This is a genomic window from Streptomyces cucumeris (assembly GCF_024295805.1).
Lineage (GTDB): Bacteria > Actinomycetota > Actinomycetes > Streptomycetales > Streptomycetaceae > Streptomyces > Streptomyces cucumeris.
This window is the reverse complement of the sequence record NZ_JANCLX010000036.1, coordinates 10,944-33,705: the sequence shown is the minus strand read 5'-3', so window position 1 is coordinate 33,705 and position 22,762 is coordinate 10,944. Positions and strand designations below refer to the sequence as shown.

The window sequence follows — 22,762 nt, the reverse complement described above, 5'->3', positions numbered from 1 at the left end:
CAGGAGAAGAGGTGAACGCGTCATGACCAGCGAATCCGATCCGCATCTGAGCATGGTGCGCGAGGTCACCCCGCGCACCCCCGAGGGATGTGAGGAATGCCTGCGGATGGGCTCCCCCTGGGTCCATCTGCGGCTCTGCCTCACCTGCGGACACGTCGGCTGCTGCGACTCCTCGCCGCTGAAGCACGCCCGCGCGCACGCCTACGCCGAGCAGCACCCCATCGTCGAACCCCTGGAGCCGGGGGAGGAGTGGCGGTGGTGCTTCGCCCACGAGGCACTGGTCTGACGGGCGGCGACGGCCGGGTGGCGGGCGGGAGCCCGCTGGCGGGGGGTGCCGACCGGGACGATAGTGGAGGTGAGGAGGGATTCCCCGAAGATCGGAGGACGCACATGATTGTCCTCGGGCTCATTCTTCTCATCATCGGCGCGCTGACCGGCGTTTCCATCCTGTGGACCATCGGGATCATCCTGCTGGTCATCGGCGCGATCCTGTGGGTGCTCGGCGCCATGGGCCACGCCGTGGGCGGCCGTCGGCACTACTGGTAGCGGCCTCGACGCCGGTGGTTGTCCGGACAGCGCGTCCGGTATGGCGCGGGGTCAGATGATTCCGCGGATGGCCGTTTCGAACCCTTCCACATGGCCGGAGGCGAGGGCGGCGGCCTTCTGCGGATCGCCGTCGATGACGGCGCGCAGCAGCGGGCCGTGCTCGCGTACATGCCCGGCCAGCCCCGGCAGCCGGTCGATGAACAGGCACCAGATACGGGTGGCCAGGTTGTCGTAGCGGATCAGGGTGTCCTGGAGGTACGGGTTGTAGGTGGTGGCGTAGAGCGCCCGGTGGACGGCCATGTCCAGCCGGATCAGATCCGCGCCGCCGTCCGCGGTGGCGTGGCTCTCGTTCTCCAGCCGGGTCAGCAGCTCACCGAGTCCGGCGCGGTCGCGCTCGGTGGCGCGCTCGGCCGCGAGGGCGGCGGCGAGCGGTTCGAGCTGCTGGCGGACCTCGGAGATATGGCCGAGGTCGGCGATCTGGACCTCGGTGGCGAAGGTGCCGCGGCGGGGGTAGGCGACGATCAGCCGCTCGGTCTCCAGACGCTTGAGCGCCTCGCGCACCGGGGTGCGGCCGAAGCCGAGCTCGGCGGCGATCCGCTCGTCGTTGACGGGCTCGCCGGGCCGGATGCCCAGGGTGACGAGACGCTCGGAAATCGCCTGGTAGGCGCGGTCGGCCAGGCTCTGGCCGGTCTGGCCCGCGACGGATGGTGAAGTCACCCGGATCCCTCCCTTGACGTACCCGGAAGCGCACTCCTACGGTACCTCAACAGCCAACTGATATATCAGTCGCACTTCTCTTCGGTCCCCGAGGGAGTTCTCATGACTGCCGCCATCCCCGACCGGCGAGTGGCTCGCTCCGCGGCGCTCTCCGAACCGCTCCATGACGCCGACCCCGAGGTCCACGCCGCGATCGGGGCGGAGCTGGCCCGCCAGCGCGGGACGCTGGAGATGATCGCCAGCGAGAACTTCGCCCCGCTCGCCGTGATGCAGGCGCAGGGCTCGGTGCTCACCAACAAATACGCCGAGGGCTACCCCGGCCGCCGCTACTACGGCGGCTGCGAGCACGTGGACGTCATCGAACGGCTCGCGATCGAGCGGGTGAAGGAGCTGTTCGGCGCCGAGGCGGCCAATGTCCAGCCGCATTCGGGCGCACAGGCCAACGCGGCTGTCATGGCGGCACTGCTGGAGCCCGGTGACACCATCCTGGGACTCGATCTGGCGCACGGCGGCCATCTCACCCACGGGATGCGGATCAACTTCTCCGGGCGGCTGTACCGGGTGGCCGCCTACCAGGTGGATGAGGACGACCACCGCGTCGACATGGAGCGGGTCCGCGAGCTGGCCCGGGAACACCGGCCGAAACTGATCGTGGCCGGGTGGTCCGCGTATCCGCGCCATCTGGACTTCGCCGCCTTCCGCGCCATCGCGGACGAGGTCGGCGCCCATCTGATGGTGGACATGGCCCATTTCGCGGGTCTGGTGGCGGCGGGACTGCACCCCTCGCCCGTGCCGCACGCCCATGTGGTGACCACCACGACCCACAAGACACTCGGCGGTCCGCGCGGCGGAGTGATCCTCTCCACCCGGGAGCTGGCCAAGAAGATCAACTCGGCGGTCTTCCCCGGTCAGCAGGGCGGTCCGCTGGAGCATGTCATCGCGGCCAAGGCGGTCGCGTTCGGGATGGCGGCCCGGCCCGAGTTCGCCGAACGCCAGCGGCGCACCCTGGAAGGCGCCTCGATCCTCGCCGCGCGGCTGCTGGCCGAGGACACCAGGGCCGCCGGGGTGAGCGTGCTGACCGGTGGCACGGACGTACACCTGGTCCTGGTGGACCTGCGCCACTCCGCACTGGACGGACAGCAGGCCGAGGACCGGCTGCACCAGGTGGGCATCACCGTCAACCGCAACGCCGTGCCCTTCGACCCCCGTCCGCCGATGATCAGCTCCGGAGTACGGATCGGCACTCCGGCGCTCGCCGCCCGCGGCTTCGGCGCGGCGGAGTTCCACGAGGTGGCCGACATCATCGCCACCGCGTTCCTGCCCGGTTTCGACGCGCAGATCTCCGCCGCGCTGCGCAAGCGGGTCCAGGTCCTCGCCGACCGCTTCCCGCTCTACCCCGCCCAGGAGGCCGACGCGTGACGACCTACGCGAACACCCCGCACACCCCCGGGGACGTGCTGCCCGACCACCCGGACTTCCTGTGGCGCAACCCCGACCCCAAACCCTCCTACGACGTGGTGGTCGTCGGGGGCGGCGGACACGGTCTGGCCACCGCCTACTACCTGGCGAAGAACCACGGCATCACCAATATCGCCGTACTGGAGAAGGGCTGGCTGGCCGGTGGCAACATGGCCCGCAACACCACCATCATCCGTTCCAACTACCTCTGGGACGAGAGCTCCGGCATCTACGAGCACTCCCTGAAGCTGTGGGAGACCCTGGAGGAGGAGCTCGACTACCCCATCCTCTTCAGCCAGCGCGGAGTGCTCAACCTCGCGCACAGCCTCCAGGACGTACGGGACAGCAGGCGCCGGGTCCACGCCAACCAGCTCAACGGTATCGACGCCGAATGGCTGGAGCCCGACGAGGTGGCCAAGGTCTGCCCGATCGTCAATGTCTCCTCCGACGTCCGCTACCCGGTGCACGGTGCCACGTACCAGCCCCGCGCGGGTATCGCCAAACACGACTACGTGGCCTGGGGGTTCGCCCGCCGCGCCAATGACCTGGGCATCGACCTCATCCAGGACTGCGAGGTCACCGGCATCGACATCAGCGACGGCCGGGTGACGGGCGTGCGCACCACCCGCGGCCGGATCGCCGCCGGGAAGGTGGCGCTCGCCGCCGCCGGACACTCCTCCGTGCTGGGAGCCATGGCCGGGCTGCGCCTGCCGTTGCAGAGCCATCCGCTGCAGGCGCTGGTCTCCGAACTGCTTGAGCCGGTGCACCCCACGGTCGTGATGTCCAACGCGGTGCATGTCTACGTCTCCCAGGCGCACAAGGGCGAACTCGTCATGGGCGCGGGCATCGACTCCTACAACGGCTACGGCCAGCGTGGTGCCTTCCACATCATCGAACGCCAGATGGCCGCCGCGCTCGAACTCTTCCCCGTGTTCGCCCGCGCCCACATGCTGCGCACCTGGGCCGGGATCGTGGACGTCACCCCGGACGCCTCGCCCATCGTCGGACTGACCCCGGTCCGCGACCTCTACCTCAACTGCGGCTGGGGCACCGGCGGTTTCAAGGCCACCCCGGGGGTCGGCTGGTGTTTCGCGCACACCGTCGCCACCGGTGAACCCCACCCCTACAACGCGCCCTTCACGCTGTCCCGGTTCACCACCGGCGCCCTGATCGACGAACACGGCGCCGCCGCCGTCGCCCACTGACGACCGCCGGATCGAGGAGATTCCATGCAGCTCATCGAGTGCCCCTGGTGCGGCGCGCGCGAGGAGGCCGAGTTCCACTACGGCGGACAGGCACACGTCGCCCACCCCGAGGACCCCCACGCCCTGGACGACGAGCAGTGGGCCCGGTACGTGTTCTTCCGCGACAACCCCAAGGGCCCGTTCGCCGAGCGCTGGGCACACGCCGCCGGATGCCGCCGCTGGTTCAACGCCCTGCGCGACACGGTCACCCATGAGTTCCTCGCGGTCTACCGCGTGGGTGACCCGCCCCCGCCGGTCCCCGGCACCGCCCCCGCCACCCACCGCACCGCCCCCGGCGCACAGCCGCGGCAGGGCCAGGAGGCCACCTCATGAGCGACACCTACCGCACCGCGGACCACGGCCACCTCGACCGCGGCACCACCCTGTCCTTCGTCTTCGACGGTGTGAGGTACACCGGACACCCGGGGGACACCCTCGCCTCCGCGCTGCTGGCGAGCGGGGTGCACCGGGTGGCCACCGGCATCAAGTACGGCAGGCCGCGAGGCATCATGGCCGCCGGGGTGGAGGAGCCCAACGCGCTGGTCCAGATCGAGGCGCCGTTCCCCGAACCGATGCTCACCGCTACCACCGTGGAGCTCTACGACGGGCTGGTGGCGCGGGGCCTGGGCGGTCAGGGCAGACTGAGCGACCAGCCGGACCCGGCCCGCTACGACACCCTGCACGCCCACTGCGACGTCCTGGTCGTCGGTGCCGGACCGGCCGGACTCACCGCGGCGCTCACCGCCGCCCGCTCCGGCGCCCGGGTGGTCCTGGCGGACGAACTGCCCCTCCCCGGCGGTTCGCTGCTCGGCGGGGCGGAGACCCTGGACGGCGCCCCGGCGACCGCCTGGGCCACGGCCGTCATCGACGAGCTGGCCGCCTGCCCCGACGTCACGGTGCTCAGCCGCACCACCGCGTTCGGCCACTACGACGACGGTCTGGTGCTCGCCCTGGAGAAGCGCACCGACCACCTCGGCGCCGCCGCGCCCGCCCATGTCTCCCGGCAGCGGATCTGGCGGATCCGGGCCCGTCAGGTCGTCTACGCCACCGGGGCCTACGAGCGGCCCGTGGCCTTCGACGACAACGACCGCCCCGGCATCATGCTCGCCGGTTCCGCCCGCACCTACCTGGGCCGCTTCGGTGTGCTGGCCGGGCGGCGGGCCGTGGTGTTCACCACCGACGACTCCGCCTACCGCGCCGCCCTGGACCTGGCGGACGCCGGGATGCGCATCGCCGCGGTCATCGACGCGCGCGAGAGCGTGGCCGCGCATCTGCTGGCCGCCTGCGCCGAGCGCGGTATCGAGGTGCGCCCCGGCCATGTGGTGACGGGCACCAGCGGGATCGACCGGATCTCCCGCGCCCATGTCGCCCCCTTCGCCGACGGCGCACTGGGCGAACGCCAGGGCGTCGACTGCGATCTGCTGCTGGTCTGCGGCGGCTGGAACCCGGCCGTCGCCCTGTTCAGCCAGGCCGGTGGTCCGTTGGTGTACGACCCGGAGCCGGGCGCGTTCGTCCCCGCGGGCGCGCTGCCGACCGTGCGGACCGCCGGTGCGGCCCGTGGCACCACCACCCTCGCCGGATGTCTGGCCGACGGGGTGGACGCCGTCGCGGACGCGCTGGCGGCGCTGGAGCGCTCCGTGTCCCCGGCCCCGCTCCCGGCGGTGGCCGCCACCGCGCCCGCCGCGCCCGGCCGGGTGCTGTGGCGGGTGCCCAGTCCGCAGGACACGCCCGACGGCTCCCACCAGTTCGTCGACCTCCAGCGCGATGCCCTGGTGACGGATGTGCTGCGGGCCACCGGCGCCGGGCTGCGGTCGGTCGAGCACGTCAAGCGCTACACCACCATCGGCACCGCCCATGACCAGGGCCGTACCTCGGGTGTGATGACCTCCGGCATCGTCGCCGAGGCCCTGGGTGTGGACATCGCCGACCTGGGCACCACCCGATTCCGGCCGCCCGCCGTGCCGGTGGCCTTCGCCGCGTTCGCCGGGCGCAACCGGGGTGAGCTGTTCGACCCCGTCCGCGTCACCGCGCTGCACCCCTGGCACGTCGAGCACGGCGCGCTGTTCGAGGACGTCGGCCAGTGGAAGCGCCCCTGGTACTACCCCCGTGAGGGGGAGTCCATGGACGATGCCGTGCAGCGGGAATGCCGTGCGGCGCGCGAGGGCGTGGCCATGATGGACGGTTCGACCCTGGGGAAGATCGATGTCCAGGGTCCGGACGCCGGGGTGCTGCTGGACCGGCTCTACACCAACCTGATGAGCACCCTGAAGCCCGGCCGGATCCGCTACGGCGTGATGTGCGGGGTCGACGGTATGGCCATGGACGACGGCACCGTGATCCGGCTGGCGGAGGAGGAGTTCCTCCTGACCACCACCACCGGGAACGCCGCCAGGGTGCTGGAGTGGATGGAGGAGTGGCTGCAGACCGAGTGGCCGGAGCTGCGGGTGCACCTCACCTCCGTCACCGAACACTGGGTGACCATCCCCCTGGTCGGGCCGCGCTCCCGGGAGGTGCTGGCCTCGGTCGCCCCTGGACTCGACGTCGGCAACGACGCCTTCCCGTTCATGTCCTGGCGCGACACCACCGTGGCCGGTGCCGCGGCCCGCGTCTGCCGGATCAGCTTCTCCGGTGAACTCGCCTACGAGATCAACGTGCCCGCGTGGGACGGCCTCGCGGTCTGGCGGGCGCTGTACACGGCCGGCGCCCCGTTCGGTCTGACCACCTACGGCACCGAGACCATGCACGTGCTGCGCGCCGAGAAGGCGTACCCCATCATCGGCCAGGACACCGACGGCACCGTCACCCCGCAGGATCTCGGCATGTCCTGGGTGGTGTCCAGGAAGAAGGCCGACTTCATGGGCAAGCGCTCCTTCGCCCGGCCGGAGAACCAGCGCACCGACCGCAAGGAGCTGGTGGCACTGCTGCCCGCCGATGAGCGGAGGCTGCTGCCGGAGGGCGCCCAGATCATCGCCACCAGCACCGTCCCCGCACCACCGGTGCCGATGCTCGGACACATCACCTCCAGCTACCGCAGCGACGCCCTGGGCCGGACCTTCGCCCTGGCGCTGGTGCGCTCGGGCACCCGGCGGATCGGCGAGACCCTCTACGTCCCGCTGGACGGCGAGACCGTACCGGTGACCGTGTCCGAGCCCGTGCTCTTCGACAAGGAGGGAGCTCGCCGTGACGGTTGAGACGCCCGTACGCTCCAGCCCGCTGGACGGGTGGCAGAACACCTTCGACCGGCTGCCCGAGTCCCTGGCCATCAGGGAGATCCCCTTCCTGACCCAGCTCTCGCTGCGGGTGGAACCCGGCAGCCCGGCGGCCCGCGCCGTCGAGGACGCCCTGGGGATCGCCCTGCCCGGTCCCTCGCGCGCGGATATGTCCGGGGAGGTGAAGGCCCTGTGGCTGGGCCCCGACGAATGGCTGCTGGTGGCACCGCCCGACCAGGGCCACGACCTGGTCACGCGGCTGCGCGCGGCGATCGGTGACGCGTTCGCCACCGTCACCGATGTCTCCGCCCAGCGCACCACCCTCGCCCTCTCCGGCCATCTCACCCGTGAGGTGCTGGCCCGCGGCTGCGCCATCGACCTGGACCCGCGGGTGACCCCGGTCGGCTCCTGTCTCACCACTCTGCTCGCCCAGGCCGGGGTGACACTCGTGGTCAGGGGAGTGGCGGCGTCCAGCGCCTGGCTGCTGGTCCGTTCGTCCTTCGCCGGTTACCTGGCGAGCTGGCTGGTCGACGCCTGCACGGAATACCGGGGGGATGTATGAGCGGCCGCTATCTGCTCACCCTCACCTGCTCCGAACGCCCCGGCGTCGTCCACGCCGTGACCTCGTTCCTGGTGCGGCACGGCTGTGACATCACCGAACACCAGCAGTACGACGACACCGAGCACGGAACCGTCTTCCTGCGCACCGCGTTCACCGCGCAGGACGCCGGCCTCACCCTGGACCGGCTGCACACCGCCTTCGCCCCGGTGGCGGCGTCCTTCGGCATGGAGTGGCAGCTCTGGGACGCCGGGACCAGGCCCCGGGTGCTGGTGATGGTGTCCCGCTTCGACCACTGTCTGGCGGATCTGCTCTACCGCTGGCGCAGTGGTGCCCTGGACGCGGAACTGGTGCTGGTGGTGTCCAACCACCCGGACCTCGCGGGGACCGCGGAGGCCGCCGGTGTGCCCTACGCACATGTGCCGGTCACCGCCGACACCAAGCCGCGGGCCGAGGCCCGACTGCTGGAGCTGATCGAGGAACACCGGGCCGACCTGGTGGTCCTGGCCCGCTATATGCAGGTGCTCTCGGACGATCTGTGCAAGCGGCTGGAGGGCCGCGCGATCAACATCCACCACTCCTTCCTGCCGAGCTTCGCGGGTGCCAAGCCCTATCACCAGGCGTACCGGCGCGGGGTGAAGTTCGTGGGCGCCACCGCCCACTACGTCACGGCCGACCTCGACGAAGGGCCGATCATCGAGCAGGAGGTGATCCGGGTGGACCACCGTGCCACCCCGGACGACCTGGTCACGGTGGGCCGCGACGCCGAACGGCTGGCCCTGGCCCGCGCCGTCAACTGGCACTGCCAGGGGCGGGTGCTGCTGCACGGCAACCGCACCGTCATCTTCAACTGACACCGGGCGGTACCCTGCCGCGATGAGCCGACTCCTCCACCGCGACCGCACCCTGGAAGAGCTGGACGGCGTCCGCTGGCCGGACGCCCCGGACAATGCCACCGGACTGGTGCGGACCGTGCACGCGCTGCGTCGGCGCAAGCTGGGCGCGCTCACCGTCGAGGACCTGCGCACCCTGATCGCCCAGAACGTCGGTCTGCCCTTCCTGCTGCCCCTGGCGCTCGAGGTGCTGCGGGACGAGCCGCTGGCCGAGGCCCGCTACTACGAGGGCGACCTGCTCTCCGTCGTGCTGCGCTGCGACCCCGGCGTCTGGGCCGTGCTCCCCGACCTCGTCGGGGAACTGGTGGCGATCGTGTCCGGTCTGCCCGAGGTGGAGGACCATCTGACGGGCGACGCCCAGCACTTCCTCGCCACGCGGGGCGCGGCCACCACCCCCGAAGAGGCGGCCGCACACCCCTGTCCCTGACACCGTTGCGTGTCGCTCACCGCGGATCCGGAAAGGACTTGTGCGCAGTACTACGAAATCGTAATATCCGAAATCGTGAAGTCAGAGTCCGTACCCATGGAACCCTCGGTGCTGCTCGCCCTGCAGCGCGCCACTCATGCCACGCTCCAGGTGCTCGCCGCGGAGCTGGCCGACCTCGAGCTGACCGCTTCGGAGATCAACGCGCTGGCCAACCTCGCCGACGGGCGGGGGCGCACGGTGTCGCAGCTGGGTGCCGCCGTGGGCAGCCGTCCCACCACGCTGACCAGCGTGCTGGACCGGCTCGAACGCCGTGGGCACATCACCCGGGGCCCGCGTGCCGGGGACCGCCGGGCCGTGGTCGTCGAGCTCACCGACTCCGGCCGCCTGGCGGCCGCCACCATCCGGCGGACCCTCGCCGAGCTGGAGGAGCGCGCGCTCGGGGCGTTGCCGCCCGAGGCGGTCACCGGCTTCCACACCGTCCTGCGGGCCCTCACCGAGGAGTCGTCATGACCACCGACCGATCCGCCTCCGACTCCGCGTTCGACGCGTTGATGGGCGAGGTGATGGCAGGTGCCGAGCACTTCGGCCATCGCCAGCACATCCACCTCACCTGGCTCGCCGTCCGGCGCCACGGGGTGGTGGCCGCGGTGGACCTGGTCAGCGACGGCATCCGGCGCACCGCCCGTTACGCCGGTGCGCCGCAGAAGTACCACGTCACCGTCAGCCGGGCGTGGGTCGAGCTGGTGGGCCACCATACGGCCACCACCCCGGTCGAGGACTTCGACACCTTCGCCGAGCGCAATCCGGCGCTGCTCGACAAACGCCTGCTCACCCGGTTCTACCGGTCCGCCACGCTCGCGGCCCCGAGCGCCCGCACCGGCTGGGTCGAACCGGATCTCACCCCGTTCCCCTGGCGGTCCGAGGAACGGGGCGCGCGGCTCAGTCCGGCAGATCGGCCGGGCCGCCGGACGGGGTGAGGATCACCGCCGTGGGTGTCACCGGCCAGAGGCCGGCCAGTTCGGCGGTCACCGTGGCGATGAGCTTGCCGACATCCGCGGGGGCGCTGTCGTGCAGCGCCTCGGCGACGATCAGGGCCGAAGCCGTGGTGTCGCGGACGACGGAGTGACCGCTCTGCCGGTGGGTCCAGCGACGCGCATGGGCACGGCCCGAGCCATCGGCGAAGATCACCTCCCCGGGGTCCGGATGTTCCGTACGGCCGGAGAACGACAGGAACACCTCATCGCCCACGGCGTGCCGGACCTCCAACGGGCCGGTGACACACCCCAGATCGAAGACCCCGACCGGGATGGCGTACGCGACCGAGACGGCGTTGCACAGATCCACCAGCGGATGGACCGACGGCAGCGACCCCTCCTTGCGGTAGCGCCGCAGCAGCGCCTCCGCCGCGTTCCGGTACTGCGTGGGTTTCACCCCCATCCGGGTGAACGCCCGCCGCCACGCCTGGATCTCGGGGAACTCACCCTCCGTTCCGTCCCGGAGCCGCGTCCGCGCGACGGCGGTGTGCCGTGCGACCGCCGTGGCGAGCGCGCCGGGGTCGGCGTCGGCCGTGATCCCGGTGACATGGACGGCCCCGGAGACCAGCTCCGGATGCCCGGTCCACAGCGCGGGGGAGTACAGGAAACGCATGGATGTCCTTAGGGGTTGACCAGGGCCAGCTTGAGACTCAGACCGACGAACGACCCGGCGAACAGCCGCCGGATCCAGGCCAGCACCTTCGGGCGGGCGATCACCTGATCGCGGACCGCCGCGGCGAAGGCGCCGTACCCGGCGAAGACCATGAACGTGGCCAGCATGAAAACACCACTGAGCAGCGCCATACGGGGCAGCGCCCGGGGGTCGTCGGCGGCCACGAACTGGGGGAGGAAGGCGACGAAGAACATGGTCAGCTTGGGGTTGAGCAGGTTGATCAGAACGGCGGAGGAGATCACCCGGCCACTGGACCGCGGCCCGGACCCGGCCGGTACGGCGACCGACTGACGGTCCCTCAGCGTGGCCCACGCCATGTACAGCAGATAGGCCACCCCGAGGTACTTCAGCACCTGGAACGCCACCGCGTTGGTGTGCAGTGTGGCCGCCAGGCCCAGCAGGGTGGCCGCCGCGTGCGGAACGGTGCCGAGCGTGCAGCCGAACGCGGCCGCGACACTGGCCCGCCGGCCCTGCGAGAGCCCGGCCGACAGGGTGTAGACGACCCCCGTGCCCGGAGTGGCCACCACGATCAGGGTGGTGAGGAGGAAGGCGATGCTCATACGGCCACCCTGCCTGAGACAATGGTCCGGTGAGGAGAGCCAAAGAAGGCCCGGACAACAGGTCCAAAGAGCCGGGTGCCGACTTCCTGCAACTCGACATCGGCGATGCCCCCGTCCGGGGCCGGACCCAGTGGCTGGCCGAACGGCTGCGCCTGGCCATCGCGGACGGCCGCCTCCCGGTGGGCAGCACCCTGCCCGCGAGCCGGCGGCTGGCCGCCGACCTCGGTGTCTCCCGCGGGGTCGTCACCGACGCCTATCAGCGGCTGGCCGAAGCGGGCCATGTCACCGGCAACGGCCGCGGCGGCACCACCGTGGTCTCCGCCCCGGCGCTGCCCCGCCCCGAACCGCCGCCGGCCGGTCCACCGTCCTCGTCGGCGCTGTTCGGCCCCGCCCCGCCCGGCGCGGACATCTTCGACCGCCTGCGCACCACACCCGCGCGCATCGACCTCTCACCCGGTCTGCCGGACTTGGCCGCCTTTCCGCGCGCGGCCTGGCTCCGCGCCGAACGCACCGTGCTGAACACCCTGGAGCCGTCCGCGTTCGGCTACAGCGATCCGAGCGGCGCTCCGGCCGTCCGCCGGTCCATCGCCCGGTGGCTGGCGCTCAACCGCGGGATCCGCGTCGACGCGGACGAGGTGATGATCGTGGCCGGTGTCTCCCAGGCGCTGTCCCTGATCGCCCATGTGCTGCGCCAGGACGGCATCACCGGTATCGCCGTCGAGGACCCCTGCTCGCTCGGCATCCGCCAGCACCTGGACTACTGGGGCATGGACACACCCCCGGTCCGAGTGGACGGCGACGGCGTCTGTGTCGAGGAGCTGCGCGCCACCGGGGCGAAGGCGGTCGTGCTCACCCCCGCGCACCAGTTCCCCACCGGAGTGGTGCTCCACGGCGAGCGGCGCCGGCAGCTCTCACGGTGGGCCGAGGACGGCGGCCTCATCATCGAGGACGACTACGACGCCGAGCACCGGTACGACCGCCCGCCCGTCTCGGCGCTGCGCGCGGCCCTCCCGGAACACGTCTTCTACACCGGATCCATCTCCAAGCTCCTCGCCCCCGCCCTGCGGCTGGGCTGGCTGCTCGCCCCCACCCGCTACCGCGGCGACCTCGCCCTGGCCAAACGCAACAGCGACCTCGGCAACGCGGTACTGCCCCAGCTCGTCCTGGCCGAACTGCTGGACTCCGGGGAGCTGGAGCGCCAGTTGCGCCTGCTGCGCCGCCGCCACGTACAGCGCCGGGACGTGATGATCAAGGCCATCGCCGATCAGCTGCCCGGCACGGTGGTCCACGGGGCGGCGGCCGGCCTGCACCTCACCCTCACCCTCGCGCCCGGGGTGGACGATGTCGCCCTCGCCGCCGCGGCGTTCGCGCGGGGGGTCAAGGCGCATCCGCTGTCCTGGTACGGCCAGCGGCCCGGGCGACCCGGGATCGTCCTCGGCTACGCGGCGTCCCCGCCCGGCGACATCGTGGAGGGCATCGCGGCACTCGGCGCCGCGCTGCGCGGCCGGACGGGCCGAAACCAGGGATGATGCGGCGTGTTGTCGGATAGGTTGCACCCACAGCACACAGTCCATCGAAGAGCACATGAGCGCGTCAGGGGGACATGATGCCGTCGAGCGGGTCCGACCACGGACGCCCGGGCCACGGGCATGAGAAGACGGACGCGCCGTGGGACCCCGGAGCCCCCGGGATCCTCCGGCTGCCCTCCGGCCGTCTGGTGCGCGGGCGGGGTCTGCGCCACCCCCTGCCCGACGGGCCGCGGCCTGCCTACGCGGTGTATCTGCTGGGCGCCCAACCCCCGGAAACGGCCTGGGAGTCCGACTGGCTCCGCTGGCCGGACTTCCGGCTCCCCAGCGACCGGGGCCGGGCCGAGACCCTGTTCAGGCAGGTGTGGCGGCGTGCGGAGCACGAACGGGTCGAGGTCGCCTGCGGGGGCGGCCGGGGCCGTACGGGCACCGCCCTGGCCTGCGTCGCCGTGCTCGACGGGGTTCCGCCCGCCGAGGCGGTGGCCTTCGTACGGCGGCACTACGACCGGCACGCCGTCGAGACACCGTGGCAGCGACGCTATGTGCGCCGCTTCACCGCCGCCGCCCCCGGCTGAGCGCCGGGCCGGCGGCGGCTGCGAGGATGTCCGCCATGAGCGATGAGACGGGGAACCGCGACGAACTGCTGGCCGAGGCCGTCGGGTTGCGTACGCGGGGCGAACATGAACGGGCGCGGCGGGAGCTGGTGGCGCTGGCCGCCGCGTACCCCGATGACGTCGAGATCGCGTACCAGACGGCCTGGGTCCACGATCTGCTCGGTCTGGAGGCCGAGGCCGTCCCCTTCTACGAGCGCGGCCTCGCCGGGCCGGGTCTGTCGGACGAGGACCGCCGTGGCGCGCTCCTCGGGCTCGGCAGCACCTTCCGGGTGCTCGGCCGGTACGCCGAGGCGGTGGACACCCTGCGCCGGGGCGCGGAGGAGTACCCGGACGACGGGGCGTTCCGGACCTTCCTGGCGATGGCCCTGTACAACACCGGCGACCACCACGACGCCATGCGGCTGCTGCTCACCCTGCTCGCCGAGACCAGCGACGACCCGTCGGTGCGGCGCTACCGGCGGGCCATCGCCCACTACGCCCAGGACCTCGACGAAACCGTCTGAGGGCCGGGGCGGGGCGGGCCGGGGTCAGGCGGCCGGCGCGGGAGCCAGCGGCTCGTAGCAGTCGTAGTTGCGCTGGCCGGTGATCTTTCCGTCGCGGAAGTCGATGAAGGTGGCGATGTGGGCCCGCAGGACATGGCCCGCCGGAAGGTCACCGCGGGACACCGCGAGCGTTCCGGTCCAGCGGACCTCCAGGGCCACCTGATCGTCCGAGGCGACCGCGCCGATCACCTCGAAGCTCTGCTCGCGGAGCACACGGCGGCCTGCCTCGGCCGCCGCGTCCATGCCTGCCACATCGCGTACCGCACCCTCGGGGAACAGGGCGTTCGGCAGTTCGTGGTGAACCATGTCCGGGTGGAGGAAGGCGGCGAGCTCCTCGCCGCCGGCGAAGCGGGACACCGCCTCGTGGTAGCGCAGGGCGATGTCGACATTGGGGTGTTGCGGTATTCCGGTCATATTGACAACCATAGTTGCACAACCGAGGTTGTCAAATAGAGAATGGCGGTATGCCGCAGCCCGTGGAACCCCAGCAGCTCGACACCGCCTCCCTCGCCCTCTTCGTGGGCCTCGCCGCCTCCGATCTGATCCAGGAGCGGATGGCCGCCGAGGGCTTCGGTGACGCGCGGTTCTCCCACGGCTATGTCTTCCAGCACCTCATCGACGACCGGCCGACCGTCGGTGAACTCGCCACCGCGCTGGACATGACCCAGCAGGGGGCCTCGAAGGCCGTCGCCGAGCTCGAGCGCCTCGGCTACGCGGAGCGGGTCCCCGACGACCGGGACGCCCGGGTCCGCCGGGTCCGGCTGACCGACCGCGGCCACGCCGCGGTGAACGCCGCCCGCGCGGCGCGGGCGGCACTCGACGAACGGCTGGCCGCCCGCTTCGGCGACCGGCGGCTCGCCGAGCACCGGGCACTGCTGGCCGAGGTACTGGACGAACTGGGAGGCGGAGACGCCGTCCGCCGCCGGGACATCCGCCCACCGCGGTGACGGCCGGCCGTGGGTGACCTCGGCGGGCCCGCTACCGCGAGCCGGTGGCCGTGAACCCCAGCTCGCGGTCGCCCAGCGGTGCGAAGAACGCGGCCACGTCCTCGTCCGTCACCTCGGCGAGAGTGGCGGGGGACCACCGGGGCTCGCGGTCCTTGTCGACCAGCTGGGCGCGGATCCCCTCCACCAGGTCCGGGCTGGACAGCGCGGCACACGAGACGCGGTACTCCTGCTCCAGCACCCGCTCCAGCGAATCCAGGGACCGGGCCCGGCGGAGCGCCACCAACGTCACCTTCAGCGCGGTGGGGGACCGGGACAGCAGGGTCTCGGCGGCCTCCTTCGCCGCGGCCCCGGGCAGGGCGTGCAGCCGGTCCACGATCTCCTCCACCGTGCCGCGCGCGTACGCGTCGTCGATCCACCCGCGCTGGGCGGCCAGTTCACCGGGCGGCGCCTGCCGCGCATAACGCGGCAGCACCTCGGCCACCGAGGACCGGGCGAGGTCCGCCAGCAGCGCGGGCACCCGCTCCGACGGTACGAAGTGGTCGGCGAGCCCGCACAGCAGCGCGTCGCCCGCGCCCACCGCCCGGCCCGTCAGCGCCAGATGCGTACCGAGCTCACCGGGGGCGCGGCCGAGCAGATGGGTGCCGCCGACATCGGGGACGAAGCCGATACCGGTCTCGGGCATGGCGACCCGGGAGCGTTCGGTGACGATCCGTACGCTTCCGTGCGCCGAGATCCCGACCCCGCCGCCCATCACGATGCCGTCCATGACCGCCACATACGGCTTGGGGAACCGGGCGATCCGGGCGTTGAGCCGGTACTCGTCGGCCCAGAAATCCGCCGACGCCGTGCCCCCGGCACGGGCATCCGCGTGGACGGCCACCACGTCCCCGCCCGCGCACAGTCCGCGCTCGCCCGCACCGGTGATGACCACCGTCTCCACGGCCGGATCCCGTTCCCAGGCGGTCAGCGCCCCGTCGATCCGGGTGACCATGGAGTGGGTCAGGGCGTTGAGGGCGCTCGGGCGGTTGAGGATCAGACGGGCCGCGTGTCCTTCGGTGCGCAGGAGCACCTGCGCGTCATCGGCCGCCGTCATCGGGTCGCCCCGGCCGGAGCGGTCCGTGCGCAGGACGGGGTGAAACACATGATCTCGTCGATTCCTTCCACGGTGCGGCGCGGCCGCTCCACGCGCGGACGACCGCGCCGGTGGCCGCGTTTTCCGGGGCCATACTGCCCAGGTCCGGCCGGTCCCGGCTAGCCTTGGCGGAATGACGGCAATCCTGGTCAGTGCGTGTCTGCGCGGAGTGCCCTGCCGGTATGACGGGGGCCACAAGGCGGTGTCCGCCCTGGACGAGGCGGTGGCCGGCCACGAGGTGGTGTCCTTCTGCCCGGAGGTGGCGGGCGGGCTCACCACCCCGCGGCGCCCCGCCGAGCTGGTGGGCGGCGACGGCCACGCCGTCCTGGACGGTACGGCACGGGTCGTCGAGGACACCGGCCGCGATGTCACCGCCGCGTTCGTGGACGGCGCGCACCGCGCCCTCGAGACCGCCCGGCGGAGCGGCTGTACCGAGGCCCTGCTGATGCCGCGCAGCCCGTCGTGCGGCCGGGGCGCGGTCCACGACGGCTCGTTCTCCGGGGAGCTGACACCGGGCGACGGGGTCACCGCGGCGCTCCTGGAGCGCAATGGCATCGCCGTACGCCCCGCGCCCGGGGTGTGAGGACGCCGCGTCCGGCCGGCGCCCGCCGGTCGCTCCCCGGCGGCTACCAGGACACCGGGAGGGCCGTCGGACCCCGGACGATGGCTTCCGGGGGCCGCCAGCGCAGGGCGGCCGGGTCCGCGTCCAGGGACAGCCCGGGGCACACCGCCACCAGCTCCTCCAGGGCCGTCCGTAGCTGGAGCCGGGCGAGTCGGGCACCGAGGCAGATATGCGGACCGTGCCCGAAGCTGAGGTGGCGGGCGGTACGCCGCCGCACGTCCAGCACTCCGGGGCACCCGTCGTCGGGAAGGTCGAAGTTGGCGTGCAGGAGGGAGACCAGGACCGCCTCCCCCGCCCGGAGCGGCTGTCCGGCGAGCTCGGTGTCCTGACGCGCCAGCCGGGTGAAGCTGATGGGGACCACCGGGGCGAAGCGCAGCAGCTCCTCGACCGCGCCGGGGATCAGACCGGGGTCCGCCACCAGCCGGCGCCACTCGCCGGGGCTCTCCAGCAGCGCCAGCACCGCCAGACCGGTCTGCCCGATCGTGGTCTCGTACCCGGCGTTGAGGAGGAGTTCGACCAGGGCGGTCAGTTCCGCTTCGCTCAGCGCACGGTCCTCGTCATGGGCCCGCACCAGGGCGCCGAGCAGATGTCCGCCGGGCTCCCGGCGGGCCAGCCGGATCAACCTGCCGAACTGCTCGTGCAGTTCGGCACGGGCGGCGGCGGACTCCTGGGGTGTGCACGGCACCAGGGCATGGCCGAGGTCGGCCAGAGCGGCGAAGCGGTCCCGTTCCGCTTCCGGGACGCCGAGGATCCGGCAGATGGTGGCCGCCGCCAGCGGCATGGTGTAGTCGCGGACGAGGTCGCGCGGACCGCCGCGCCGCAGCAGTCCCCGGGCCTCCGCGCGGATGCCGTCCTCCAGCGCGGCGATGGCCTGCGGGACGAACGCACGGTTGACCAGGGCCCGCAAACGGCTGTGGGCGGGAGGGTCGAGGCTGGTCAGACTGGCCGGATCGGGGCGCAGGGGATGGACCGCGGGAGCCGGCGGCGCGACCGCCGCGGCGCGGCTGAAGCCCGGGTCCGTCAGCACCCGGCGGCCGAGGGCGAACCGGGTGACCAGCCACAGCCGGTCACCCGTGGGGGCGAGGATCCGCACCAGGCCGGGCACCGGCCACCGCGGCAGGTACGGCGGCAGCGGACCCCGCTGCGCCGCGGTGGCCGGAGCACCGGCCCCGGTGGTCCCGGGGATGCGTGAGGCGCTCATCCGGGTCCGTCCGCTACTTGACGCCGACGACCATGTACTCGGGTCCGTCGAGATGGGTCACGGCGATGTCCCGGAATCCCGCCTCGGTCAGCCACGCACGCGCCTCGGCCCCGGTGTAGCCCAGCCCACCGGCGGAGACCAGCGACACATTGAGGCTGATCAGCAGCCCGGTGGTGCGCTGTCGCCGGTCGTCGTCGATGAGCGATTCATAGAGGATCAGCGAGCCACCGGCGGGCAGTGCCTCATGGGCCTTGCGGATGAGCGTCTTCTTGGTCTCGAGGTCCCAGTCGTGCAGTACATGGCCCATGACGAGGACGTCGGCGGTGGGCATGGGTTCCGTGAAGAAGTCGCCACCGGCGAATTCAGCCCGGTCGCCGACGCCCGCGGCGCGGGTGTGATCGGTGAAACCGGGGCCCACGGAGGGCAGATCGAAACCGATGCCCCGCAGCTGCGGATGGCGGTCCAGGAGCTGCACCAGGAGCGAACCCTCCGCACAGCCGATGTCGGCCACCGTGCCCACCGGCCCCCAGTCATGGGCTTCGGCGAGCGCCTGGTTGGCGCCCATGCTGTATCCGGTCATGGCCCGCAGAAAGCCCCTGACCTGCTCGGGGGTCGCGAAGGCCTCCCCGAAGGTGTCACTGCCGGAGTCCCCCTCCACCAGCCGCGCGCCACGTCCGCGCCGGGTGTCCTCCTCACCGCCCGCCGCCGCCAGCGCCGTGGAGAAGTCGAGCCTGCCGCCCTCCCGCAACCCGTCGGCCATCCGCGCCCACCAGCCGAATCCCGCGTTCAGGAACTCCAGATAGCCGGAGATGTCGGTGGCCGGACGACGGGGGTCCAGATGACGTGCGGCCAGCACGGAGTTCCGGTACACCCCGTCCTCGCGCTCCAGCACGCCCATCGACACCAGGGCGTCGAAGAAGTCGGCGGCGCCGCGGCCCTCGACACCCAGCCGCTTGCGCAGGTCGTCCAGGGTCCCCGGCTCCTCGGCCAGGGCCGCGAACACGCCCAGTTCCACCGCGCTCAGCAGCACCTTCGACTTCCAGAAGGCCACCGCGATGTCGATGAGGGCATGGGGTGAATCGGGCTTCGGCTCGTGCTCGGTCATGTCGTGGTCAGCCATGGTGTTCTCCGTCGTCGGTAGCGGATGCGGCAGCGGAACTGCCGGAGGTGAAGCGGTGAACGGGGGCCAGGGGGAGTCAGACCAGGCCGAGATCGCGGTACACGGCGTCGCAGAGGGCGACCGTGCGTTCCTGGTGCTCCTCCTGCCACGTCTTTCCGTTGAGGTGCAGGGCGGTCACCAGACCGGCGTCCGGGTCGGCGAAGACCAGGGACGTCCACAACCCGTAGTGCCCGAAGGTGCGCAGTGAGGCGTGTCTGCTGTACGCCGTGCACCGGTCACCGAGATGGTGTGATTCCATACGGAAGCCCAGTCCCCAGTCGGCGTTGCCGAACGGGTCGACCAGCCCGACCCGGTGGTGGGCGGTCAGCGCCGCGACCGTCTGCGGGCGCAGGATCCGCCCCGCACGGCCCTGGCCGCGGGCGAGCAGGGCTTCGAAGAACAGTCCGAGGTCGGACATCGGACCACGGATGTTCAGCCCCGGGATCGGCCGGGTGCAGGACGCCTCGGTGGCGAACCAGTGGGTCGGCTGGGCCGGCTGACCGCCCCCGGTGATGTAGATCAGGGGCAGTCGGGCGGCCGAGCGCCGGTACTCCTCCGGGGTGAGGATGATCCGGGTGTCCGCCATCCCGCAGGGCGCGAGGACCTCCTCGGTGAGGTAGCGCTCATAGCTCCGTCCGTCGACCGCCTCGACCACGTCCGAGAGCAGGAACCAGGCCCACCAGGGCGCGTAGTTGATCCTCGCCCCGGGGACGGCGCCCGGCGGCGGTGTCAGGGCCTTGAGCCGGCCCCGCCGCAGATTCTTGGGTGTGGCCACGATCCCGTGCAGCGGGTCCAGCGCCATCGGCACCGCACTGGTGTGGGTGAGGAGCTGGTACAGCGTGATGTGCTCGCGGCCGTCGCCGGAGAACCAGGGGAGGTAGTCGGCCACCGGCCGCTCCGGATCCACCAGCTCCCGCTCCCAGAGCTGGCCCAGGGCCACCGCACCGAGCGTTTTGGAGCAGCAGTACCAGATGGGCAGGGAGGCGCGGGTGAACGGGACACCGGGGCGGCATGCGCCCAGCCCCGCCGACACCCGGGTGCCCGACGCGGCGTGCGAGACATAGAGCTGGGCGCCCGGTGTCGTACGGCCGAGCTCGGCCCGCAGCCGGGCCATCGTCTCCGGGAGGGCATCGGCGGCGGCGCGTACCGCGTCCGCCTCGTCGCCACCGGCGGGTGGCGCCGGGGGGATGGGCGCGGGTGCCGCGGCGGACACCGGCCCCTCGGTACGGCCGCGCAGCGCGGCCAGACACCCGGCGGTGTCCTGCTGCAGCAGCCGGTCGAGGAAGAAGACGAACAGGAAGACGCCCTCGAGCCCCAGACCACCGTGTTCGAAGAGCCGCACCCGCCGCTCCGCGTCGCCGAAGAGAAAGGTGGCGGCGTCGGCGTGGTCCAGGGAGCAGGACACCGTGGGGCGTTCGGACACCGTCCCGCCCAGGAACCGCAGCGCCCCGGTGGCCAGGTCGGCCAGGACGGTGACGGTGTCCCGGGTGCCCGGTGGCGCGTCGGTGAGACGCAGTTCGACCCGGATGGCCTCCGCCGGGTCGAGGGCCCGCGCCGCGGGATGGGCGGCGGCGAGCTCCAGCCAGGCCGGGGAGAACAGGGGGTGCCGGGCCGCCGCCGCGCCGTGGGTGTGGCGGGCGGCGGCCCCGGCCTTGCTCATCAGTCCGTCCTCGCGACGGTGAACCGCACCACGGACGAACTGGTGAGACTTCCGTCCGGCGCCATGAGCTTCGTGAGCTCGGCGTCGACGGCGGCGGTGGCTTTCTCCATCGCGTCCTCGGGGACGCTCTCCCAGAACTGCCGTCCGGCGGTCGACCACACCCACCGCCACCACTGACCCCGGCCCACGAAGCGGGTCACACAGCTCTCCTCCAGCGTCCGGACCGAGCGGTATCCGGCCTTCTCGAGCGCGGTGTGCAGGGCGTCCTCCGACAGGAACGGGCTGTCCTCGGGCAGCCGGTGGGCGGAGAGTCCGCCGTACGGGGCACTGGCGCGGAACACCGCGTCCCAGCGCGGATCGGGCCTGCCCCACCACGACAGGGCGAGCCGTCCGCCGTCGTTCAGCAGCTCCCGGTAGCGCACCATGGCCGCCACCGGGTCGACGAAGAAGAACATCGAGATCCCGGCGAGCACCGCGTCGAAGCCACCGGTCACGGACGGTTCCGAGGCGCCGGGTTCCACGGTCTCCGCGTCCCCGGTGTGGGCCCGCGCGTTGTCCAGACCGGCCTCGGCGACACGCTCCCGGGCCCGCGCCACCATTCCCGGGGAGAGATCGACACCGACGGCCTCACCTCCCGGTCCGGCGGCCGCCCGCGCGGCGGGCAGCAGCACCGCACCGGTGCCACAGCCCACGTCGAGGACGCGTTCGCCCGCCCGGATCCCGGCGTGCTCCACCAGCCGCCGGCCCAGGTCGTCGAAGTGGGTGACCCCCACACGTTCGTAGGTCGGCGCGCTGCGGTCGAAGAGGCTCGCGAGGGCCGCCTTCCGCTCGGCGGAGGCCGCGGTGGGGGGCAGGGTTTCGCTCATGGCGCTGCTGGTCCTTTCGGCGGGTGCCGCGGTGTTCACCGCGGCGGGGCGTCCGGCGGCTCCGGCGGACGGCGGACGGGGCGGGAGGCGGACGGGCGCTCCGGTGCGGCTGGACTCGTACACCGCGGTCACCGCGGACACCGCCCGCCATCCGGCCACCGCGTCCACCAGCGGCGGGCGCCCGTCCGCCACCGCGTCGACGAAGTCCATCACCTGGTCGTGGTGCGGCTGGTAGAGCAGTCCGATGGGGTCCCGTTCCGGGTCCCGGTCCGCTCCGGGGTGGCGCGCGAGCCGTTCGGCGGCCTGGTCGCCCTCGCCGTAGGCGCCGAAGTCGGCGGCCTCCTCGCCCGCCGCGGCGGCGTGGAACCAGACCAGCTCGTCGTTGTCGATGACGGCCGAGCCGCGGTCGCCGTGCACCGCGATCCGGGCGGTGCGCCCGGGATAGGCGGCCGTGGTGGCCAGGACGGTGCCGAGGGCGCCACCGGTGAACCGCAGACTGGCGGTGGCCACATCCTCGACCTCGATGTCACGGTGTGCGAGCAGGGCGGTGTGTGCCGCCACCTCCGCCACCGGCCCGGCCAGCCACTGGACCAGGTCCAGGGTGTGCACGGCCTGGTTCATCAGGGCCCCGCCACCGTCCAGGCCACGGGTGCCGCGCCAGGAACCCGAGCTGTAGTACCGCTGTCCACGCCACCATGGCAACTCCACCAGTACGGAGGTGATCCGGCCCAGTTCACCGCCGTCCACGGCGGCCTTCACCAGCCGTGCGGCGGGGTCAAACCGGCGCTGGGAGACCACTCCCAGCGTCCGGTCCGGATACCGCGCGGCCACCGTCAGCAGCCGTTCCGCCGCGTCGGCGGTGACCTCCAGCGGCTTCTCCACCAGGACATGCTTGCCCGCTTCCAGGGCCGCGGCGGCCAGCTCGCCATGGGTGCCGCTGGGGGTGCACACGACGACGGCGTCCACGTCGGGGCGGGCCAGCAGATCGGCCACCCGCCCGGCGGGGCAGCCGAGTTCGGCCGCCCACGCCGCCGCCCGCCCCGGGTCGCGGCAGGCCACGCCCGCCAGCCGGGCCCTTCCGTGCAGCGGCTGTCCCCGGCGGGTGAGCAGACGCCCCAGGAAACCGCCGATGGATCCGCGGCCGATGATTCCGAACCGGAGCATGGCCCCGCC

Annotated in this window: 25 protein-coding genes; 16 read left to right on the top strand and 9 right to left on the bottom strand. The window is 72.4% G+C overall.

From position 1 onward, the window contains the following. Positions 1–22 precede the first annotated feature (22 nt). Positions 23–286, top strand: a complete 264-nt coding sequence (locus tag NMK44_RS34905; protein WP_254750755.1) for a UBP-type zinc finger domain-containing protein — start codon at positions 23–25, stop codon at positions 284–286. 104 nt (positions 287–390) lie between these two features. Continuing rightward, positions 391–546 carry a DUF6131 family protein gene (locus NMK44_RS34900; RefSeq protein WP_254750753.1) on the top strand — a complete coding sequence of 52 codons (156 nt, stop codon included), beginning with the start codon at positions 391–393 and terminating at the stop codon, positions 544–546. Between the two features lie 51 nt (positions 547–597). Here NMK44_RS34900 and NMK44_RS34895 read toward each other — a convergent pair whose 3' ends face one another. Continuing rightward, the gene (locus NMK44_RS34895) at positions 598–1,263 is read right to left on the bottom strand and encodes a GntR family transcriptional regulator (RefSeq protein WP_254750751.1); all 666 of its coding nucleotides are present in this window, start codon (positions 1,261–1,263) and stop codon (positions 598–600) included. A 102-nt stretch (positions 1,264–1,365) separates the two neighbouring features. Here NMK44_RS34895 and glyA point away from each other — a divergent pair, with 102 nt between their 5' ends. From glyA to NMK44_RS34855, 9 genes are all read left to right on the top strand, one after another. Next, on the top strand, positions 1,366–2,682 hold the full coding sequence (gene glyA, locus NMK44_RS34890) for a serine hydroxymethyltransferase (RefSeq protein ID WP_254750749.1): 1,317 nt from the start codon (positions 1,366–1,368) through the stop codon (positions 2,680–2,682). After that, positions 2,679–3,926: a sarcosine oxidase subunit beta family protein gene (locus NMK44_RS34885; protein ID WP_254750747.1), complete on the top strand. Its 1,248-nt coding sequence runs from the start codon at positions 2,679–2,681 to the stop codon at positions 3,924–3,926. Before glyA ends, NMK44_RS34885 begins: the two co-directional genes overlap by 4 nt. Positions 3,927–3,950: 24 nt before the next feature. After that, complete coding sequence (locus NMK44_RS42815) at positions 3,951–4,298, top strand: sarcosine oxidase subunit delta (protein WP_374215386.1); 348 nt, start codon at positions 3,951–3,953, stop codon at positions 4,296–4,298. After that, positions 4,295–7,156 (top strand): 2Fe-2S iron-sulfur cluster-binding protein, encoded by a 2,862-nt coding sequence (locus NMK44_RS34880; protein WP_374215385.1) that lies wholly within the window; start codon positions 4,295–4,297, stop codon positions 7,154–7,156. Before NMK44_RS42815 ends, NMK44_RS34880 begins: the two co-directional genes overlap by 4 nt. Beyond that, positions 7,146–7,736: a sarcosine oxidase subunit gamma gene (locus tag NMK44_RS34875; RefSeq protein WP_254750745.1), complete on the top strand. Its 591-nt coding sequence runs from the start codon at positions 7,146–7,148 to the stop codon at positions 7,734–7,736. The genes NMK44_RS34880 and NMK44_RS34875 overlap by 11 nt, the downstream gene beginning before the upstream one ends. Continuing rightward, positions 7,733–8,587, top strand: a complete 855-nt coding sequence (gene purU, locus NMK44_RS34870) for a formyltetrahydrofolate deformylase (protein WP_254750743.1) — start codon at positions 7,733–7,735, stop codon at positions 8,585–8,587. Before NMK44_RS34875 ends, purU begins: the two co-directional genes overlap by 4 nt. A gap of 22 nt (positions 8,588–8,609) precedes the next feature. Next, on the top strand, positions 8,610–9,053 hold the full coding sequence (locus tag NMK44_RS34865) for a contact-dependent growth inhibition system immunity protein (RefSeq protein ID WP_254750741.1): 444 nt from the start codon (positions 8,610–8,612) through the stop codon (positions 9,051–9,053). A 75-nt stretch (positions 9,054–9,128) separates the two neighbouring features. Further along, the gene (locus tag NMK44_RS34860) at positions 9,129–9,563 is read left to right on the top strand and encodes a MarR family winged helix-turn-helix transcriptional regulator (RefSeq protein WP_254750739.1); all 435 of its coding nucleotides are present in this window, start codon (positions 9,129–9,131) and stop codon (positions 9,561–9,563) included. Continuing rightward, positions 9,560–10,030: a hypothetical protein gene (locus NMK44_RS34855; RefSeq protein WP_254750737.1), complete on the top strand. Its 471-nt coding sequence runs from the start codon at positions 9,560–9,562 to the stop codon at positions 10,028–10,030. The genes NMK44_RS34860 and NMK44_RS34855 overlap by 4 nt, the downstream gene beginning before the upstream one ends. Here the strand turns inward: NMK44_RS34855 and NMK44_RS34850 are convergent. Both NMK44_RS34850 and NMK44_RS34845 read right to left on the bottom strand, forming a co-directional pair. Next, entirely contained in the window at positions 9,993–10,700 is a 708-nt protein-coding gene (locus NMK44_RS34850; protein WP_254750735.1) for a B3/B4 domain-containing protein, read from the bottom strand. The genes NMK44_RS34855 and NMK44_RS34850 overlap by 38 nt on opposite strands. Positions 10,701–10,708: 8 nt before the next feature. After that, positions 10,709–11,320 (bottom strand): LysE family translocator, encoded by a 612-nt coding sequence (locus NMK44_RS34845; RefSeq protein ID WP_254750733.1) that lies wholly within the window; start codon positions 11,318–11,320, stop codon positions 10,709–10,711. Positions 11,321–11,349: 29 nt separating this feature from the next. Between NMK44_RS34845 and pdxR the strand changes: the two genes are divergently transcribed. The 3 genes from pdxR to NMK44_RS34830 all read left to right on the top strand — a co-directional run bounded on the left by pdxR (position 11,350) and on the right by NMK44_RS34830 (position 13,963). Next, positions 11,350–12,849 carry a MocR-like pyridoxine biosynthesis transcription factor PdxR gene (gene pdxR / locus NMK44_RS34840; RefSeq protein ID WP_254750731.1) on the top strand — a complete coding sequence of 500 codons (1,500 nt, stop codon included), beginning with the start codon at positions 11,350–11,352 and terminating at the stop codon, positions 12,847–12,849. A 77-nt stretch (positions 12,850–12,926) separates the two neighbouring features. Continuing rightward, entirely contained in the window at positions 12,927–13,421 is a 495-nt protein-coding gene (locus NMK44_RS34835; protein WP_254750897.1) for a protein-tyrosine phosphatase family protein, read from the top strand. 35 nt (positions 13,422–13,456) lie between these two features. Further along, positions 13,457–13,963 carry a tetratricopeptide repeat protein gene (locus tag NMK44_RS34830; protein WP_254750730.1) on the top strand — a complete coding sequence of 169 codons (507 nt, stop codon included), beginning with the start codon at positions 13,457–13,459 and terminating at the stop codon, positions 13,961–13,963. A 24-nt stretch (positions 13,964–13,987) separates the two neighbouring features. On the opposite strand, the gene NMK44_RS34825 is transcribed toward NMK44_RS34830, so the two are convergent. Then, entirely contained in the window at positions 13,988–14,416 is a 429-nt protein-coding gene (locus NMK44_RS34825; RefSeq protein WP_254750728.1) for a nuclear transport factor 2 family protein, read from the bottom strand. Positions 14,417–14,466: 50 nt separating this feature from the next. Here NMK44_RS34825 and NMK44_RS34820 point away from each other — a divergent pair, with 50 nt between their 5' ends. Next, positions 14,467–14,949: a MarR family transcriptional regulator gene (locus NMK44_RS34820; RefSeq protein WP_254750726.1), complete on the top strand. Its 483-nt coding sequence runs from the start codon at positions 14,467–14,469 to the stop codon at positions 14,947–14,949. Positions 14,950–14,980: 31 nt separating this feature from the next. Here the strand turns inward: NMK44_RS34820 and NMK44_RS34815 are convergent, their stop codons facing one another. Beyond that, positions 14,981–16,042 carry an enoyl-CoA hydratase/isomerase family protein gene (locus NMK44_RS34815; protein WP_254750895.1) on the bottom strand — a complete coding sequence of 354 codons (1,062 nt, stop codon included), beginning with the start codon at positions 16,040–16,042 and terminating at the stop codon, positions 14,981–14,983. Positions 16,043–16,214: 172 nt separating this feature from the next. Between NMK44_RS34815 and NMK44_RS34810 the strand changes: the two genes are divergently transcribed. Continuing rightward, positions 16,215–16,664 (top strand): 2-thiouracil desulfurase family protein, encoded by a 450-nt coding sequence (locus tag NMK44_RS34810; protein ID WP_254750724.1) that lies wholly within the window; start codon positions 16,215–16,217, stop codon positions 16,662–16,664. Positions 16,665–16,707: 43 nt separating this feature from the next. Here NMK44_RS34810 and NMK44_RS34805 read toward each other — a convergent pair whose 3' ends face one another. The 4 genes from NMK44_RS34805 to NMK44_RS34790 form a co-directional block, all read right to left on the bottom strand. Further along, on the bottom strand, positions 16,708–17,904 hold the full coding sequence (locus NMK44_RS34805) for a cytochrome P450 (RefSeq protein WP_254750722.1): 1,197 nt from the start codon (positions 17,902–17,904) through the stop codon (positions 16,708–16,710). Positions 17,905–17,917: 13 nt separating this feature from the next. Continuing rightward, complete coding sequence (locus tag NMK44_RS34800) at positions 17,918–19,024, bottom strand: methyltransferase (protein WP_254750720.1); 1,107 nt, start codon at positions 19,022–19,024, stop codon at positions 17,918–17,920. Positions 19,025–19,100: 76 nt separating this feature from the next. Next, positions 19,101–20,723, bottom strand: coding sequence for a serine hydrolase domain-containing protein (locus NMK44_RS34795; RefSeq protein ID WP_254750718.1), 1,623 nt, complete (start codon positions 20,721–20,723; stop codon positions 19,101–19,103). Further along, positions 20,723–22,753 carry a Gfo/Idh/MocA family protein gene (locus NMK44_RS34790; protein WP_254750716.1) on the bottom strand — a complete coding sequence of 677 codons (2,031 nt, stop codon included), beginning with the start codon at positions 22,751–22,753 and terminating at the stop codon, positions 20,723–20,725. Before NMK44_RS34790 ends, NMK44_RS34795 begins: the two co-directional genes overlap by 1 nt. Positions 22,754–22,762: the final 9 nt, after the last annotated feature.

What these genes read in the sequence shown, in the direction of transcription:
- NMK44_RS34880 (WP_374215385.1), top strand. Translation starts at nt 4,295, where the DNA reads ATGAGCGACACCTACCGCACCGCGGACCACGGCCACCTCGACCGCGGC.
- NMK44_RS42815 (WP_374215386.1), top strand. Translation starts at nt 3,951, where the DNA reads ATGCAGCTCATCGAGTGCCCCTGGTGCGGCGCGCGCGAGGAGGCCGAG.
- NMK44_RS34800 (WP_254750720.1), bottom strand. Translation starts at nt 19,024, where the DNA reads ATGGCTGACCACGACATGACCGAGCACGAGCCGAAGCCCGATTCACCC.
- NMK44_RS34830 (WP_254750730.1), top strand. Translation starts at nt 13,457, where the DNA reads ATGAGCGATGAGACGGGGAACCGCGACGAACTGCTGGCCGAGGCCGTC.
- NMK44_RS34825 (WP_254750728.1), bottom strand. Translation starts at nt 14,416, where the DNA reads ATGACCGGAATACCGCAACACCCCAATGTCGACATCGCCCTGCGCTAC.
- NMK44_RS34850 (WP_254750735.1), bottom strand. Translation starts at nt 10,700, where the DNA reads ATGCGTTTCCTGTACTCCCCCGCGCTGTGGACCGGGCATCCGGAGCTG.
- NMK44_RS34900 (WP_254750753.1), top strand. Translation starts at nt 391, where the DNA reads ATGATTGTCCTCGGGCTCATTCTTCTCATCATCGGCGCGCTGACCGGC.
- NMK44_RS34845 (WP_254750733.1), bottom strand. Translation starts at nt 11,320, where the DNA reads ATGAGCATCGCCTTCCTCCTCACCACCCTGATCGTGGTGGCCACTCCG.
- NMK44_RS34855 (WP_254750737.1), top strand. Translation starts at nt 9,560, where the DNA reads ATGACCACCGACCGATCCGCCTCCGACTCCGCGTTCGACGCGTTGATG.
- NMK44_RS34810 (WP_254750724.1), top strand. Translation starts at nt 16,215, where the DNA reads ATGACGGCAATCCTGGTCAGTGCGTGTCTGCGCGGAGTGCCCTGCCGG.
- glyA (WP_254750749.1), top strand. Translation starts at nt 1,366, where the DNA reads ATGACTGCCGCCATCCCCGACCGGCGAGTGGCTCGCTCCGCGGCGCTC.
- NMK44_RS34835 (WP_254750897.1), top strand. Translation starts at nt 12,927, where the DNA reads ATGCCGTCGAGCGGGTCCGACCACGGACGCCCGGGCCACGGGCATGAG.
- NMK44_RS34820 (WP_254750726.1), top strand. Translation starts at nt 14,467, where the DNA reads ATGCCGCAGCCCGTGGAACCCCAGCAGCTCGACACCGCCTCCCTCGCC.
- NMK44_RS34905 (WP_254750755.1), top strand. Translation starts at nt 23, where the DNA reads ATGACCAGCGAATCCGATCCGCATCTGAGCATGGTGCGCGAGGTCACC.
- NMK44_RS34795 (WP_254750718.1), bottom strand. Translation starts at nt 20,723, where the DNA reads ATGAGCAAGGCCGGGGCCGCCGCCCGCCACACCCACGGCGCGGCGGCG.
- purU (WP_254750743.1), top strand. Translation starts at nt 7,733, where the DNA reads ATGAGCGGCCGCTATCTGCTCACCCTCACCTGCTCCGAACGCCCCGGC.
- NMK44_RS34815 (WP_254750895.1), bottom strand. Translation starts at nt 16,042, where the DNA reads ATGACGGCGGCCGATGACGCGCAGGTGCTCCTGCGCACCGAAGGACAC.
- NMK44_RS34790 (WP_254750716.1), bottom strand. Translation starts at nt 22,753, where the DNA reads ATGCTCCGGTTCGGAATCATCGGCCGCGGATCCATCGGCGGTTTCCTG.
- NMK44_RS34865 (WP_254750741.1), top strand. Translation starts at nt 8,610, where the DNA reads ATGAGCCGACTCCTCCACCGCGACCGCACCCTGGAAGAGCTGGACGGC.
- NMK44_RS34805 (WP_254750722.1), bottom strand. Translation starts at nt 17,904, where the DNA reads ATGAGCGCCTCACGCATCCCCGGGACCACCGGGGCCGGTGCTCCGGCC.